Source organism: Pseudomonadales bacterium, from assembly GCA_041395945.1.
Lineage (GTDB): Bacteria > Pseudomonadota > Gammaproteobacteria > Pseudomonadales > Azotimanducaceae > SZUA-309.
The window spans coordinates 1,548,573-1,563,108 of the sequence record JAWKZN010000001.1 but is presented as its reverse complement, the minus strand read 5'-3'; the positions used below and the strand labels follow the sequence as shown (position 1 = coordinate 1,563,108).

The 14,536-nt window shown below is 60.8% G+C and carries 10 protein-coding genes; 8 read left to right on the top strand and 2 right to left on the bottom strand.

Annotated elements, in window-relative coordinates:
- Positions 1–25 precede the first annotated feature (25 nt).
- The 5 genes from R3E82_07345 to R3E82_07325 are packed head-to-tail and all read left to right on the top strand — an operon-like array spanning position 26 to position 4,989.
- Positions 26–844 (top strand): outer membrane lipoprotein-sorting protein, encoded by an 819-nt coding sequence (locus R3E82_07345; protein MEZ5550683.1) that lies wholly within the window; start codon positions 26–28, stop codon positions 842–844.
- Positions 841–2,607 carry a hypothetical protein gene (locus tag R3E82_07340; protein ID MEZ5550682.1) on the top strand — a complete coding sequence of 589 codons (1,767 nt, stop codon included), beginning with the start codon at positions 841–843 and terminating at the stop codon, positions 2,605–2,607. Before R3E82_07345 ends, R3E82_07340 begins: the two co-directional genes overlap by 4 nt.
- Positions 2,608–2,623: 16 nt before the next feature.
- On the top strand, positions 2,624–3,691 hold the full coding sequence (locus R3E82_07335) for a mechanosensitive ion channel family protein (protein MEZ5550681.1): 1,068 nt from the start codon (positions 2,624–2,626) through the stop codon (positions 3,689–3,691).
- Complete coding sequence (locus R3E82_07330; GenBank protein MEZ5550680.1) at positions 3,688–4,239, top strand: hypoxanthine-guanine phosphoribosyltransferase; 552 nt, start codon at positions 3,688–3,690, stop codon at positions 4,237–4,239. The genes R3E82_07335 and R3E82_07330 overlap by 4 nt, the downstream gene beginning before the upstream one ends.
- Positions 4,240–4,245: 6 nt before the next feature.
- On the top strand, positions 4,246–4,989 hold the full coding sequence (locus R3E82_07325; GenBank protein ID MEZ5550679.1) for an S-methyl-5'-thioinosine phosphorylase: 744 nt from the start codon (positions 4,246–4,248) through the stop codon (positions 4,987–4,989).
- Here the strand turns inward: R3E82_07325 and R3E82_07320 are convergent.
- Positions 4,948–5,961 carry a CsiV family protein gene (locus R3E82_07320; GenBank protein ID MEZ5550678.1) on the bottom strand — a complete coding sequence of 338 codons (1,014 nt, stop codon included), beginning with the start codon at positions 5,959–5,961 and terminating at the stop codon, positions 4,948–4,950. The two genes, R3E82_07325 and R3E82_07320, sit on opposite strands and share 42 nt — an antisense overlap.
- A complete protein-coding gene (gene mfd / locus R3E82_07315; GenBank protein MEZ5550677.1) occupies positions 5,958–9,425 on the bottom strand; it encodes a transcription-repair coupling factor in 3,468 nt (1,155 codons plus the stop codon). Before mfd ends, R3E82_07320 begins: the two co-directional genes overlap by 4 nt.
- 334 nt (positions 9,426–9,759) lie before the next feature.
- Between mfd and R3E82_07310 the strand changes: the two genes are divergently transcribed.
- From R3E82_07310 to R3E82_07300, 3 genes are read left to right on the top strand one after another with little or no spacing between them, the layout of a single operon-like run.
- On the top strand, positions 9,760–11,544 hold the full coding sequence (locus R3E82_07310; protein ID MEZ5550676.1) for an FAD-dependent oxidoreductase: 1,785 nt from the start codon (positions 9,760–9,762) through the stop codon (positions 11,542–11,544).
- Positions 11,541–13,367 (top strand): 2-oxoacid:acceptor oxidoreductase subunit alpha, encoded by a 1,827-nt coding sequence (locus R3E82_07305; protein MEZ5550675.1) that lies wholly within the window; start codon positions 11,541–11,543, stop codon positions 13,365–13,367. The genes R3E82_07310 and R3E82_07305 overlap by 4 nt, the downstream gene beginning before the upstream one ends.
- Complete coding sequence (locus tag R3E82_07300; GenBank protein ID MEZ5550674.1) at positions 13,364–14,419, top strand: 2-oxoacid:ferredoxin oxidoreductase subunit beta; 1,056 nt, start codon at positions 13,364–13,366, stop codon at positions 14,417–14,419. The genes R3E82_07305 and R3E82_07300 overlap by 4 nt, the downstream gene beginning before the upstream one ends.
- Positions 14,420–14,536: the final 117 nt, after the last annotated feature.

Here is a 14,536-nt window from a genome sequence, read left to right as displayed (position 1 = left end):
AAGTGCTCACCACATGGAGTTTTTTTTGAATTTCAGCACGACGATCACCGGCCTGGCCTGTCTGATCCTGACACTGCAGGCCCAGGCCGTGCCCGAGTCCAGCTTCTCTATCCAGGGGCTGACACCTGAGCAGGCCGGTCTGGCGATTTTCCGTGAAGCGGACCGACGCGAGTCCGGTTATGGGGACCTGCAGGTGGACCTGGAGATGGTGCTGAGGACTTCATCCGGGGACGAAAGCCGGCGCGACCTGCGGATACGCCAGCTCGAAGTAGACGGAGACGGTGATCGGCTGCTGGTGGTATTCGATACGCCGAAGCCGATCAGCGGTACTGCGCTGCTCAGCTATGCCCACAAACTTACCGCAGACGATCAGTGGCTCTACCTGCCTTCGTTGAAACGGGTGAAGCGAATTACCAGTCAGAACAAGTCCGGTCCGTTCTTAAGCAGTGAGTTCGCCTATGAAGATCTCGCGCTTCAGGAGGTCGAGAAGTACAGCTACCGACTGATTCAGGTGCAGGGTTCGAATGAGAACACAAGCTATGTGGTGGAACGCACGCCGACCGACGAGTTCTCAGGTTACGCCAGGCAGGTGGTGGTGGTGGATGCGGCGGAACTGCGCGTTCAGAGCATCGAGTATTTCGATCGGCGCAATCGACTGCTGAAAACCCTCGAGGCAACCGGCTATGAGCTTTATGCCGGGCATTTCTGGAAGCCCTCCCGCATGCTGATGGCGAATGTGCAGAGTGGAAAATCCACTGAGCTCGTGTGGCGCAATTACCGTTTCGGTACCGGTCTCGAGGCGGATCGTGATTTCTCGACAAACAGTCTGCGGCGTGTGAGATGAACACGCCTGTGCGGCTGCGACTGCTGATGGTGCTGTTCCTGCCGGCAGTACTGGCTCCGGCAACCGTGCGGGCTGATGAACAGCTGGTCTTCGGCAGTTTCCAGAATCCGGACAATGCGGAAAACTGGGCTACCCGGGTGGGTGCGCTGCTGAATGCTCCCATCTCGGTCGCGACGGTGACCGACGCAGGCGTGCTCTGGTACCGGGTGGTCAGCCCGGTGCTGGCCGATGCAGATGCGGCGAGACTGAAACGGCTTGCGGCGCTCCAGCAGTTGCGGCACTGGCAGATCACCGGCCTGGACCCTGCGGGTCGGCTGGAACAGCGCACGATGGACAGGGTGGCGGGAACAGCCAGTGCCCCTGCGCCATCGCCGGCGTCTGCCGAATCCGCTGCTTCGGATGAATCCGCAGCGCTGGAAAACGCTGCGGAGAATGCGGCTGCCTCGACATCCGCTGCAGCGGCGTCGAGCGCGGCAGTGACGCCGCCGGTCGCCGCCCAGCGCCAGCCAATTGCCCAGGGTCCGGAACGCATCCAGCCGCCCGCAAGACCCTCGGAGATTTATGGTGAGCCGGGTGAACAGCGCACTGCCACGGCGGGTTCAACCGTTGTCCAGATTCTCGATGTGGACGCAGGCGCCCAGGCACGCACCTTCTTCGATGAAGGCCTGGCCGGGCAGTCCCGCTTTCAACCCTCGCTGAGTCTGCGGGCCGACTATTACCGGAGCTGGGACAGCGAACGTCAGAGCCTGACCGTCGCACCCTTTTACCGATACGACGCTCAGGACCCGGAGCGTACTCATTTCGATCTGCGCGAAGGGTTCTGGAGTCTGGTTGGCCAGAACTGGGATCTGCATGTGGGTGCCAGGCAGATATTCTGGGGTGTCACAGAGTTCAAACACCTGGTTGATATCGTCAACCAGACCGACCTGGTCGAAAACCTGGACGGTGAAGACAAACTCGGAGCACCCATGGTGCATCTTTCGCTGCTCAGAGACTGGGGCATTGTGGATCTGATGCTGCTCACCGGTTTTCGCGAACGCACGTTCGCCGGTTTTGACGGGCGTCCGAGATACTACGTTCCCGTCGATGATGATGATCCGGTCTACGATTCCGCCGCTGAAAACAAGCGTGTGGACGGCGTCGTGCGCTGGTCGCACAGCGCAGGCGCCTTCGATTTTGGCGTCTATCACTTTTCCGGTACGAGCCGCGATCCTCTTTTTAACGCACTGGTTCGTCCGGACGGCGAACTGGTACTGCAGCCGCGCTATCCGGTAATAGATCAGACCGGACTCGAAGCCCAGGCGATCGTCGGCGACTGGGCCTGGAAACTCGAGGCCATCAGCCGCAGTGGCTTTGGCGACCGCTATTTTGCCTACAATGCCGGGTTCGAGCGCACCCTGGTGGGTGTGCTGGGCAGCAGCGCCGACCTCGGACTGGTGGTGGAATATCTGTACGATGAACGGGGCGATGCCGCTTTCGATACACTGTTCGAACACGACATCGCCTTCGGCACGCGCTGGCAGTTCAATGATCTGAGTGATTCCCAGGCACTTTTCGGAGTGATCTGGGATCCTGAGTACGATGAAGTGGCACTCTCTCTGGAGGCCAGCCGTCGACTCGGTGAGACCTGGACGCTGATGATCGAAGGGCGGGCGTTCGTCGGCGATGATATCGATGCCGCCATGCCGCTGGCACCGGAGAACAAGATGGGTTCTCTCGGTAACGATGACTACATCGAACTGGAACTGACCAAGTTTTTCTGACTGATTTCTGGAACACATGAACGAACTGCTTGAACCCCTGCTCGGGGAAAACGCCTGGGTAGGCGAGGTCTTTCTGATGGTGCTGGCTACGGGCGTGGTGCACTACTTCGCGAGGGTCATCCTTGCCCGTATGGGACGCAGCTTCGAGAAAACCCGCAACCTCTACGATGACGCACTGATCCAGGCAGTCCGGTCTCCGCTGACCTGGGCCATCTGGCTGGTGGGTGTGAGCTGGGCAGCGGAGCTGGCCGGAGGCAGCGCCCAGGCGGACGTTTTTTCCTCGGTGGGCCAGATCCGCAACACCGGGATCATCATGCTGCTGTGCTGGTTCGCCGTGCGATTCATCTCCTATGTGGAAGTGCACGTCTCGGATCCGAGCTATCGGGACCAGCCGACGGACCCCACTACCGCCTCGGCCGTCGGTAAACTGCTGCGCGCCAGTGTCATCATCACCGGGGCGCTGATGGTGCTGCAGACCCTGGGGTTCAGCGTATCGGGTGTGCTCGCATTCGGCGGCATCGGCGGCATCGCCATCGGCTTCGCCGCGCGGGATCTGCTCGCAAATTTTTTCGGTGCGTTCATGGTGTTTCTGGACCGGCCCTTCTCGGTGGGTGACTGGATTCGCTCCCCGGACAAGGAGATCGAGGGTACCGTGGAGGACATCGGCTGGCGCCTGACCCGCATCAGAACCTTCGATGCCCGGCCGCTGTATGTGCCCAATGCCACCTTCGCCAGTATCACGGTCGAGAATCCCTCGCGGATGACCAATCGACGCATTCGCGAGACCATCGGTGTCCGCTACCAGGACATTGCCGCGCTGCCCCGCATCGTCAGTGAAATCGAAGACATGCTCAAACAGCACGAAGCCATCGATCAGTCCCGCACGCTGATGGTGAACTTTGTGGAATTCGGTGCGTCTTCTCTCGACTTCTTCATATACACATTCACCCGGACAACGGTCTGGACCGAGTTCCATGCAATCAAGCAGGATGTGCTGTTCCGGGTCGCGGCCATCATAGAAAAAAATGGTGCCGAGGTGGCTTTCCCCACCCGCACCCTGATGATCGAACAGGTGGAGAAGTGACAGACGCACCACCGGCAGTGCTTGCCGCGCTGCGGGATGCGCAGGTCCTGGTGGATGCCGACGCGCTGGTGCGAGCCATTGATCAGGCTGCCGTGCGTCTGGCTGTGCTGCTCACCGGAGAAAATCCGGTGGTCCTCAGTGTGCTCAACGGTGCGCTGCCGTTCACGGCCGCACTGCTTCAGCGTCTGCACTTTCCCCTGGAGCTCGCCTGTATACAGGTCAGCCGCTATCGCAGTGCGACCACGGGCGGCGAGCTGCACTGGCACGCACGTCCTTTGATCAGTCTCGCCGGCCGCCATGTGCTGATCGTCGATGACGTGCTCGATCAGGGCCTCACCCTGGCGGCGATACGTGACTGGGCTCTGGAGGTGGGCGCTGTGCGCGTCACCGTCGCCGTCATGGTCGACAAAAAGGTGGAAAGACTCCGTCCGCTCGCTGCAGACGTGGCGGCACTGGAATGTCCGAACCGCTACCTGTTCGGCTTCGGCATGGATTTCCAGGGTTACTGGCGGAACCTGCCGGCCATTTATGCCCTGGCCGAGCGCTGAGACACGATGGCTCGATTCGGACTGATCATCGGCTCGGGTGAATTGCCCTGGCCTTCACCCTGGCGCGCACTCCCACACACATCGACCCGGTATGGCGAACCTTCCGGGCCGGTCACCACCAGCGGGTGCGCGGATCATGAAATCTTTGCCCTGGCCCGACATGGCGTGCCGCACCGGCTTGCACCCCATGCGATCAACTACCGGGCCAATCTGCGAGCGCTTGCGGATCAGCAGGTGGCCGCGGTGCTGGCCCTCAATACGGTTGGCGGGATCTGTGCCCAGGCGCAGACAGGGCGGCTGCTGATCCCTGATCAGATCATCGACTACACCAGCGGTCGACCACTGAGCTTTCATGCGGACGACGATGTGCATCACATCGATTTCAGTGAACCCTACGATGCGAAGTTGCGTGCGGCGCTGCTGGCAGCGGGTAACCAGCTCGGGCTGCATCCCGTGGACGGCGGCACCATGGGTGTCACCCAGGGGCCGAGGCTCGAAACTGCAGCGGAAATCGCCCGGATGGCCCGGGACGGCTGTGCAGTGGTGGGCATGACGGGAATGCCCGAGGCGGTTCTGGCACGGGAGCTGGGGCTGCCCTTCGCCTGCATCAGCCTGGTGGTGAATCCCGCCGCGGGAGTGGCATCCGCAACCATCGACCTTGCGGCGCTAGCCGGGGCGTCAAGACGGGCGATGGCGGATACGGTGGCTCTACTGGAGCGGTTCTTCGAGATTATTGAAGGATTCCAGTAACGGGGCGGGGATGACCACCGGATCTATCCGTACTACCAGACCCAGCTTGGGGTGGTCCAGATAGTGGAGTTCGGCCGAGCGCATCCTGCGGCTTTCCGACAGCTTCATGTAGCCGCCTGCGAAAGACGGTGCTGGAACTTCCCGCCGGAACCCGGAGCCGTCAGCGAAGACGCTGACCGGACTGCCATCCAGTGCCGGTGCTTCGAAGAACAGGTCAGCTCGAAAGTGCAGGTAGCGGCCGAGGGTGACTCCCACGGTGCCCAGCAGTTCCTGTCCGGGCAGCAGCGGTGCCAGTGATTCGCCGGCGCTGAGCAGCAGCGGATTCGGCGCGGTGCGCGGGGGTACCGGCATCCGCCAGCGCCCGTGAAACAGCAGCCGGCCGGTCCCGCTGCGCTCGATACGGCGCGCTTCACTGCGCAACTGCAGGCTTTCCTGGGGCAGCCACTGCAGCGCTGAGTCCAGCAGTTCCTGTTCGAAGGCGGCGATGGCCGTGAGCAGTCGTTCTCTTGCGGTTGGCGGCTCGGGTGTCAGGGTCTGCGTATCAGCCGGTACTCCTGGGGCGGCGGGGGGGAAATCGTCAGCGGCTGATTCCGCTGCTGCCGGTGTCCCGTCACCGGCCTGTACCGGCACCGCCCCGGATTCCGGCTCGGCAGCATCCAGTGGTCGGATCTCCAGAGTCGGATAGTCCAGACACAGGCGGGTCTGTGTATCGACCTGGTAATAAGCTGCAAAGCCTTCCGGCCCTGGCAGCGGGGCGACCATCTGCAGCGGCAGGCTGCGTGGTGCGTGGAGCACCAGTCGCTCGTCGGACGTATGTTCCATGACTTCGGTGCGTTCGAAGACGAAAAACTCCACCTCATACCAGTCGTGTTCGAAGGCATCCGTGAGCTCGGCAGCGCGACTGTGACCCGGATGGCACAGGCCGATCAGCAGTGCGCCCAGGCCGACGCCCCACCCTGCTGACCGGCTCACGCGTTCACCGCTTCAGAGATCGACCGGGGTGTCAGCCGATCCAGCAGCCGGTCGGTGAATTCGACACGCTGATCGAAGGTATTCAAGGTTCGGGAAATCCGCAGCAGTGTGGCACCTTCGAGACGATACGTGTTCGGTTCGCGCTGTACCAGCTGCACGATGCCCAGCGGATCCACCAGAGTCTGGTTGCTGAATTCCACCCGACCGCCGTTGTCGCCGAAATCCACCTTCAGGATGCCAAGTGCCTGGAGGCGCAGCTTCAGGCCGGTGACCTGAATCAGCCGTCTCGCGGCATCGGGGAGCGGTCCGAAGCGGTCCACCAGTTCCGCATGCAGATCGTCCAGCTCATCACTGCTCGCAGCACTGGCGATGCGTTTGTAGAGAATCAGGCGACCGTGAACGTCGGGCAGATAGTCGTCGGGTATCAGCGCGCTGCCATGGAGATTCACTTCCTGATTCACCGGCTCGAGGGCGGTGTCGAGATTGGGCGCCTTGCCGTCTTTGATCGCCTGCACCGCCCGGTCGAGCATGTCCATGTACAGCGAGAAACCGATCGACTCGATCTGACCGGACTGGTCAGCGCCGAGCAGCTCACCGGCACCGCGGATCTCCAGGTCATGGGTTGCCAGGGTGAAACCCACCCCCAGTTCCCCGGCAGCCTGTATGGCCTCGAGACGTTTCACTGCATCCGCGGACATGGCCTTCGGATGGGGGGTGAGGAGGTAGGCATAGGCCTGGCGGTTGGAACGGCCTACCCGGCCGCGCAGCTGGTGCAGCTGACCGAGACCGAACTTATCCGCCCGGTCGATGATGATGGTATTGGCGTTGGGCACATCGATGCCATTTTCGATGATGGTCGAACACACCAGAAGATTGATACGGCGATGATAGAAATCGTTCATCACCGCTTCGAGTTCACGCTTGGGCAGCTGACCGTGTCCAACACCCACTCTGGCCTCAGCGACGAGCGCGGCCAGTTCGTCGGCGGTCTGCTGAATTGTGCGGACTTCGTTGTGCAGGTAGAAAACCTGACCGCCGCGCATGAGTTCCCGGGTGATCGCCTCGCGGATCAGGTGTTTGCGCTTCTCGTTGACAAAGGTCTTGATGGAAAGACGCTTGGCCGGGGGAGTGGCGATGATGGACAGGTCACGCATGCCGTGCATGGCCATATTGAGGGTGCGGGGAATCGGCGTCGCCGTGAGCGTCAGTACGTCCACTTCGGCGCGCAGTGCGCGGAGCGCTTCCTTCTGGCGCACGCCGAAACGGTGTTCCTCGTCGATGACCACCAGGCCAAGATCCCTGAAGCGGATCCCGGGGCTGAGCAGCTTGTGGGTACCGATCACAATGTCGAGTTTCCCGCTGGCCAGTCGACGGCCGATCGCACCGGCCTCGCTTTCGGAGCGCATGCGTGACAGGGCCTCGATCTGAACCGGCCAGTCAGCGAAGCGATCCCGGAAAGTGTCGAAGTGCTGCTGGGCGAGAAGGGTCGTAGGTACCAGGACGGCCACCTGCTTGCCGCTGTGCACCGCCAGGAATGCGGCGCGCATGGCGACTTCGGTTTTACCGAAACCGACATCGCCGCAGATCAGCCGGTCTGTGGCGTGGGGAGAGCACAGGTCTGCGATGACTTCATCGATGGTGGTTTCCTGATCCGGTGTCACCTCGAAGGGAAACTGATCGCAGAAGCGACGGTAGTCGGCACCGGGTTCGGTGAAGGCGAAGCGGTCGGCAGTCTCGCGCCGGGCATAGATGTTGAGCAGCTCCGCCGCCACATCGTGGACTTTCTCGGCGGCACGACGCTTGGCTTTCTCCCACTGATCCGAGCCCAGCCGGTGCAGGGGTGCGTGGGCCGCATCTGCGCCGCTGTAGCGGCTGATCAGATGCAGGGAGGTTACCGGCACATAGAGCTTGGCGCCGTCTGCATAATCCAGCGCAAGAAACTCGTTCTCCATGCCGCCGATGTCGAGAGTTTCCAGGCCCTGATAACGGCCGATGCCGTGTTCGAGGTGCACGACGGGCTCGCCGATATGCAGCTCGGTAAGGTTGCGGATGATCTGGTCCGGATCCAGTGCGCGGCGCGCCCGGCTCCGGCGTTCGCTGACCTGGTGTCCGAAAACTTCGGTTTCGGTGATGACAATGAGGTCATCCAGCCACAGACCTCTCTCCAGGGGAGCGATGGTCAGGCCCAGGGGTTCGCGACTGCGCCTGAACTCATCGATTCCGGCCACCTCCACCGGGCGCAGACCGATGGAGGCCAGGTGCTCGTGGAATATTTCTCTGCGTCCGGCGCTTTCCGCCACGAACAGAATTGGCTGATCTGCCGCAGCGACGAAGCGCTTCAATGCCGCTGCGGGTTCCTGGGCTCTGGGGTTGGCGCCGAGGTCGGGCAGGGGGCGACTGGCAAAGGGGATCTGATGCCGGGATTCTCCGCGCAGGGTGACGACGGCCAGTTGCTTCAGCTGATGCGCGAATTCCTCTTCCTTCAGAAACAGCACAGGCGGCGGCAGCACGGGTCGCTCGACGTCATGTGCGAGGTCGTCGTAACGCTGTGCCACCTCGGTCAGATGACTGCGTGCACCGGCAAGGGGATCCGCGTCTGCGATCACCAGGCTGTTCGGTGGCAGGTAGTCGAACAGGGTGGCCAGTTCGGAAAAGAACATGGGCAGGTAGTACTCGGCACCATTCGGTGCCACCCCCGCGCTCACATCCTGATAGAGACTGCAGCGCCGTACATCCACGTTGAATCGCGCGTGCCAGTGCTCACGGAACAGCGCGATGGCCGCTTTGTCGAGGGGAAATTCTCTGGCCGGGAGCAGTTTCAGGGCATCGATCCGCTCGATGGTGCGCTGGCTGTCCGGGTCGAAAGTCCGCAGGCTCTCGACCTCATCATCCAGCAGATCGACACGGACGGGCAGGGCGGCACCCATGGGGAAGATGTCCATGAGCGAGCCCCGTACGGCGTATTCGCCCCTGGCCGAAACGACCTCGGTTGCCAGGTAGCCGGCCGCTTCCAGTCGAAGGCGCTCCTCGTGCACGTCGAACCTTCGTCCGACGGCGAGGTCCACTGCGTAGGCATCCACATACTGGCGCGGCGGCAGACGCTGCAGCAGCGTCTGCAGGCTCACCACGAGCACGATCTGATCGGCACTGGCGCGAGGCAGTCGGTGGAGTGTGGCGAGACGTTCTGAGACGATGTCCTGGTGCGGAGAAAAGGCATCGTAGGGCAGCGTTTCCCAGTCGGGAAAATAGAGCACATCGAGGCTCGGGGCGAAGAATTCGAGCTCCGCCACCCAGCGTCTGGCCCCCGCGGTATCCGCCGCGATCACCAGAGTCAGGCCGGGATTTGCGACGGCCGCCTGACCGACGGCCACGGCACTTGCCCCGGCCTCGAGATGGCTCCAGAGGATGCGCTGACCGGCACCCGGCGCAACAGGTGGGGTAAATGGAGAAAGGCGTGCGGACATGGAGAGTGTGCGGTGCTTGGCGGGAGGGGCGCGTATTCTAACCGGGTTGTCTGAGGCTGCCATCCCATCCCTGGAATGAGTGCCCTTTCGCGGCGGTTGGCACCGCCAGGGATTACCGTTAGAGTTCAAAGAGTTAAACAGAAGCAGGCAGCAGCCCGCCGGGATTCGGAGTTTCAGCCACTGGCCTGAAGAGTCACTGAACAGCACCTCGAGAAGCGAGGCGCTTCGAGAGGTAAAGAAGCAAGGCGCTTCGTGAGGTAAAGAAGCAAGGCGCTTCGTTAGGTAAAAAGGAGAGTCGCCCGCCGGGCGCGGATTCGCGCAGGTGGTTTTTCGCATGAAACCAACAAACATCTTCGATCCTAACTATTTCCATAAAGTCGTGGATTGCCAGTGGGCGTGCCCTGCGCATACTCCGGTCCCCGAATACATCCGCCTGATCGCACAGGAACGCTACACCGAAGCCTACATGCTCAACTGGGACTCGAACGTGTTCCCCGGCATTCTCGGTCGTACCTGCGACAGACCCTGCGAGCCTGCCTGCCGGCGGGTACGCACCGAAGAAAAGCCGGTCGCCATCTGCCGCCTGAAACGTGTCGCTGCGGACAACAAGGGCGACATCAGTGACTTCATGCCTCGGGTACCCGAGCAGAAGAACGGCAAGCGGATCGCCCTCATCGGCGCCGGCCCCGCTTCACTCGCGGTTGCACGGGATCTGCTGCCGCTGGGCTATGAGGTTCATCTGTTCGAAAAGGATCCGGCTGGTGGCGGCATGATGCGCTCACAGATTCCGGCCTTCCGCCTGCCGATCGAAGTGCTGGAAGAGGAAGTCGAGCTGATTCTGAATATGGGGGTCGTTACCCACTTCAATCACGAAATCACCAGCATGAAAGAAATGCTGGCCGAAGATTTCGATGCCTTCTTCATCGGGACCGGTGCGCCGAGGGGTCGTGATCTGGACATACCCGGTCGCAGTGAGGTCGGTGATCATATTTCAATTGGTATCGACTGGCTCTCCAGCGTTGCTTTCGGCCACACCAGCGCCATCAAGGGCAAGGTGATCGTGATGGGTGGCGGGAACACGGCCATGGACTGCTGCCGGACGGCGAAACGCCTCGGTGCTGAGTCAGTCACTGTGGTCGTACGGTCTGCATTCGATGTGATGAAAGCATCCGAATGGGAAAAAGAAGATGCCATGAGCGAGGGCATCCCGATCGTGAACAACCGGCCACCGAAGGAGTTTGTTCATGTGAACGGCAGGCTCAAGGGTGTGGTCTTCGAGTGTGTGAAACCAGTGAAAGGCGAGGATGGTCGTCTGCGTTACGAGCCGAGCGGTGAACCTGACGTCTTCATGGAGGCGGATCACGTGCTGATGGCCATCGGCCAGGACAACCACTGCCCCTGGATTGAGCGGGACATCGGCATCAAGTTCGACAAGTGGGAATGCCCGGTGCTCGAAGAAGACACCCTGCAGTCGAGCCATCCGAAGGTGTTTTTCGGTGGCGATGCAGCGCTTGGACCGGAGAACATCATCTGGGCCTCCGCGCATGCCCACAAAGCGGCGATTTCAATTCACCTGTTCTGTCAGGGGCTCGACCTGATTAAAGACCGCCCACCCGAAGGCGTGAATCTCGTCAGTCAGAAGATGGGCGTGCACGAGTGGAGTTACGACAGCCCGCATGACCCCTCCAAGCGTTATCTCGTGCCCCATGCGGACAAGGCGAGAGCACTGTCCAACATCAAGGTTGAGGTGGAACTTGGATTCGACAGAGCGCTGGGAGCGAAAGAAGCCCAGCGCTGCCTGAACTGCGATGTGCAGACGGTTTTCAGCGATCGCCTCTGTATCGAGTGCGATGCCTGTGTCGACATCTGTCCGATGGACTGCATCTCCTTTGTCGAAAACGCCGAAGAAACCAAGCTGCGCACGGTGCTGACCGCACCGGCGTCGAATGTCGAACAGGACCTGTATGTGTCCGACGAGCTGGCGACGGGGCGGGTGATGGTGAAGGATGAAGACGTGTGTATCCACTGCGGGCTGTGCGCGGAGCGTTGTCCGACCAACGCCTGGGACATGCAGAAATCGGTCGTCCACATTCCGCAACTGGGGTCCTACGCAGAATGAGTCCGATATTCAACGACTTCGTTATCAAGTTCGCCAACGTCAATGGTTCCGGCTCGGCGAGCGCCAACGGCATGTTTGCGAAAGCGCTGTTCCGGATGGGTGTGCCGGTCGCCACCCGCAACATATTCCCTTCGAACATCCAGGGACTGCCGACCTGGTTCGAAGTACGGGTCACCGAGAAGGGCTACCTGGGACGCCGCGAAGGTGTGGACATCATGGTGGCCATGAATGCCGAAACCTATGAGGAAGATGTTGCCTCGATCAGGACCGGCGGCTACCTGATCTACGACAACTCCAAACCGCTTGCCGCGCATCTGCGGCGGCCGGATGTTACTGAGATCGGGATCCCCCTGACCTCACTGCTGATGTCCGAGTTCGATGACATCAAACAGCGCGGTCTGTTCAAGAACATCACCTACCTGGGTGCGCTGGCCGGATTGCTGAACATCGAGTTCGACGTGATAACCGGGATGGTGTCAAAGCAGTACAAGGGGAAAACGGCTCTGATCGCACCCAACATCAAGGCGCTTGAGATTGGTCGGGACTACGCGCTTCAGTACCTCGAGTGCCCGCTGAAGTTCCAGGTCCGCCGTACCAATCAGATCGGTGACAGGATCATGGTGGACGGCAATACGGCGTCCGCACTGGGTGCCGTCTATGGTGGTGCAACGGTCTGCGCCTGGTATCCGATTACTCCGTCGACTTCGGTGGCTGAGGGATTCGAGCGTTACGCCAACCGGCTGAGAGTGGACAAGGCCAGTGGTGAGAACAAATTCGCGATCATTCAGGCCGAGGATGAACTCTCGGCAATCGGCATCGTGATCGGTGCTGCCTGGAATGGCGCGCGGGCGTTTACCGCCACCAGCGGTCCCGGGATTTCTCTGATGAGTGAGTTTCTCGGGCTCGCCTACTTCGCGGAGATACCGGCGGTGATCATCGACGTTCAGCGGGCCGGACCCTCCACCGGAATGCCCACCCGCACCCAGCAGGCGGACGTTCTCAGCGCAGCCTATGCTTCCCACGGAGACACCAGACAGGTCCTGCTGTTTCCTTCGACACCGAAGGAATGTTTCGATTTTTCCGCCACAGCGCTCGATCTTGCGGATCGGCTGCAGACTCCCGTCATCGTGATGAGCGATCTCGAACTGGGGATGAACGACAATCTCTCCGAACCGTTCGAATGGGATGACTCCCGCCAGTACGACCGGGGAAAGGTACTCGATGCCCAGGCGCTGGATGCAGCCGGTCGTTTCGGCCGTTATCTGGATGTCGACGGAGACGGCATCGGCTATCGCACCTATCCTGGCACACACCCCGAAAAAGGTGCTTTTTTCACGCGCGGAACTTCCCGGGACGAGTATGCCTCCTACACGGAATCGCCCGAGGCTTATATCGAGAACATGCAGCGTCTGCAGAAAAAGTGGCAGACGGCGGCGACACTGGTGCCGTCGGCAGAAATCCAGAGCTCGAACAAGAAAGCCGGCATCATCTACTACGGCACTACCGCGCTGCCGATGGGTGAGGCGCTCGACCTGCTTGCCGGGGAGGGCATTTACCTGGATACCCTGCGTATACGGGCATTTCCTTTCGGCGCGGAGGTATTCGATTTCATCGATGCCCATGAATGTATTTTCGTGGCAGAACAGAACCGTGATGCCCAGATGAAATCGCTGCTGGTCAACGAAGGCGGTGTCGACCCGGCTCGACTCAACTCTGTGCTTTATTACGGTGGGCTGTCGATTTCCGCTGACACGATTCAGGCCCAGGTTTCCGATTACTTCACGGCGCTGAAGCTGCCGCGCCTGACCGAGGTGAAATCATGACGTTCGTTGCCAAACCCCGGGTACATCACCCCCGGCTGCAGGTCAACCAGATCGGGCTCACCCGCCGGGACTACGAAGGGCCTGTGTCGACGCTTTGCGCCGGATGCGGCCACGATTCAGTGAGCGCCGCGATCATTCAGGCCTGCGCGGAGCTGTCACTGCCTCCGCACAAGTTTGCCAAAATCTCTGGCATAGGCTGTTCCTCGAAGACGCCCAGCTACTTTCTGAGTAAATCCCACGGCTTCAATTCGGTACACGGCCGCATGCCATCGGTCGCCACCGGCGCAAATCTTGCGAACAGAGAGCTTTACTGTATCGGTATATCAGGAGACGGAGACACAGCGTCCATCGGTCTGGGTCAATTCGCTCACATTGTGCGCCGTCGCATCAACATGGTCTACATCGTGGACAATAACGGCACCTACGGACTCACCAAGGGTCAGTTTTCGGCCACCAACGACAAGGGCTCAACGAGTAAGAAAGGCGCACCGAATCTGTATGACGCCATTGACCTGGTGTCACTTGCGTTGCAGATCGGTGCCAGCTTTGTTGCCCGCAGCTTCTCTGGAGACAAGAAGCAGCTTGTGCCGCTCATCAAAGCCGCCCTCATGCACAAGGGATTCGCGTTCCTCGATGTGATCTCTCCCTGTGTTGCTTTTAACAATCATGCAGGCTCCACCAAGAGTTTCGAGTATATGCGTGGTCACAGCGAGCAGGTCGTGGCCACCGATTACTTCGAACCCCGGCAGGAGATAACGGCCGATTACGCCCCGGGAAGCTGCGAAGATGTGCGTATGCCCGACGGTTCGGTGCTGCGGCTGCGCAAGCTCGACGACGGCTACGATCCCCACGATCGGGTGAGTGCGCTGAATTATGTGCAGCGGCGCCAGACACAGGGCGAAATCGTGACAGGCATGCTCTATGTCGACCCCAATACATCGGACTGTCACGAGATACTCAATACGGTAAGGCGGCCGCTGAATGAGCTCGAAACCGCCGATCTGTGCCCGGGTAGTGCCGCTCTGGAACCGATCAACGAAGGGTTCCGCTAAGCGGTGACCACGATGAGATAAGAACCGCGGCGGGCTGATGCATTCAACCGGATTACAAGCCGGTTGTTGCCCCGCCCAGGTGTCTTTCCCATAATACGCGGCCTCCCTGACAAGAGG

Bases quoted from the DNA above. Each gene is read 5' to 3' on its own strand.
- R3E82_07340 (MEZ5550682.1), top strand. From the start codon at position 841: ATGAACACGCCTGTGCGGCTGCGACTGCTGATGGTGCTGTTCCTGCCG.
- R3E82_07335 (MEZ5550681.1), top strand. From the start codon at position 2,624: ATGAACGAACTGCTTGAACCCCTGCTCGGGGAAAACGCCTGGGTAGGC.
- R3E82_07325 (MEZ5550679.1), top strand. From the start codon at position 4,246: ATGGCTCGATTCGGACTGATCATCGGCTCGGGTGAATTGCCCTGGCCT.
- mfd (MEZ5550677.1), bottom strand. From the start codon at position 9,425: ATGTCCGCACGCCTTTCTCCATTTACCCCACCTGTTGCGCCGGGTGCC.
- R3E82_07310 (MEZ5550676.1), top strand. From the start codon at position 9,760: ATGAAACCAACAAACATCTTCGATCCTAACTATTTCCATAAAGTCGTG.
- R3E82_07305 (MEZ5550675.1), top strand. From the start codon at position 11,541: ATGAGTCCGATATTCAACGACTTCGTTATCAAGTTCGCCAACGTCAAT.
- R3E82_07300 (MEZ5550674.1), top strand. From the start codon at position 13,364: ATGACGTTCGTTGCCAAACCCCGGGTACATCACCCCCGGCTGCAGGTC.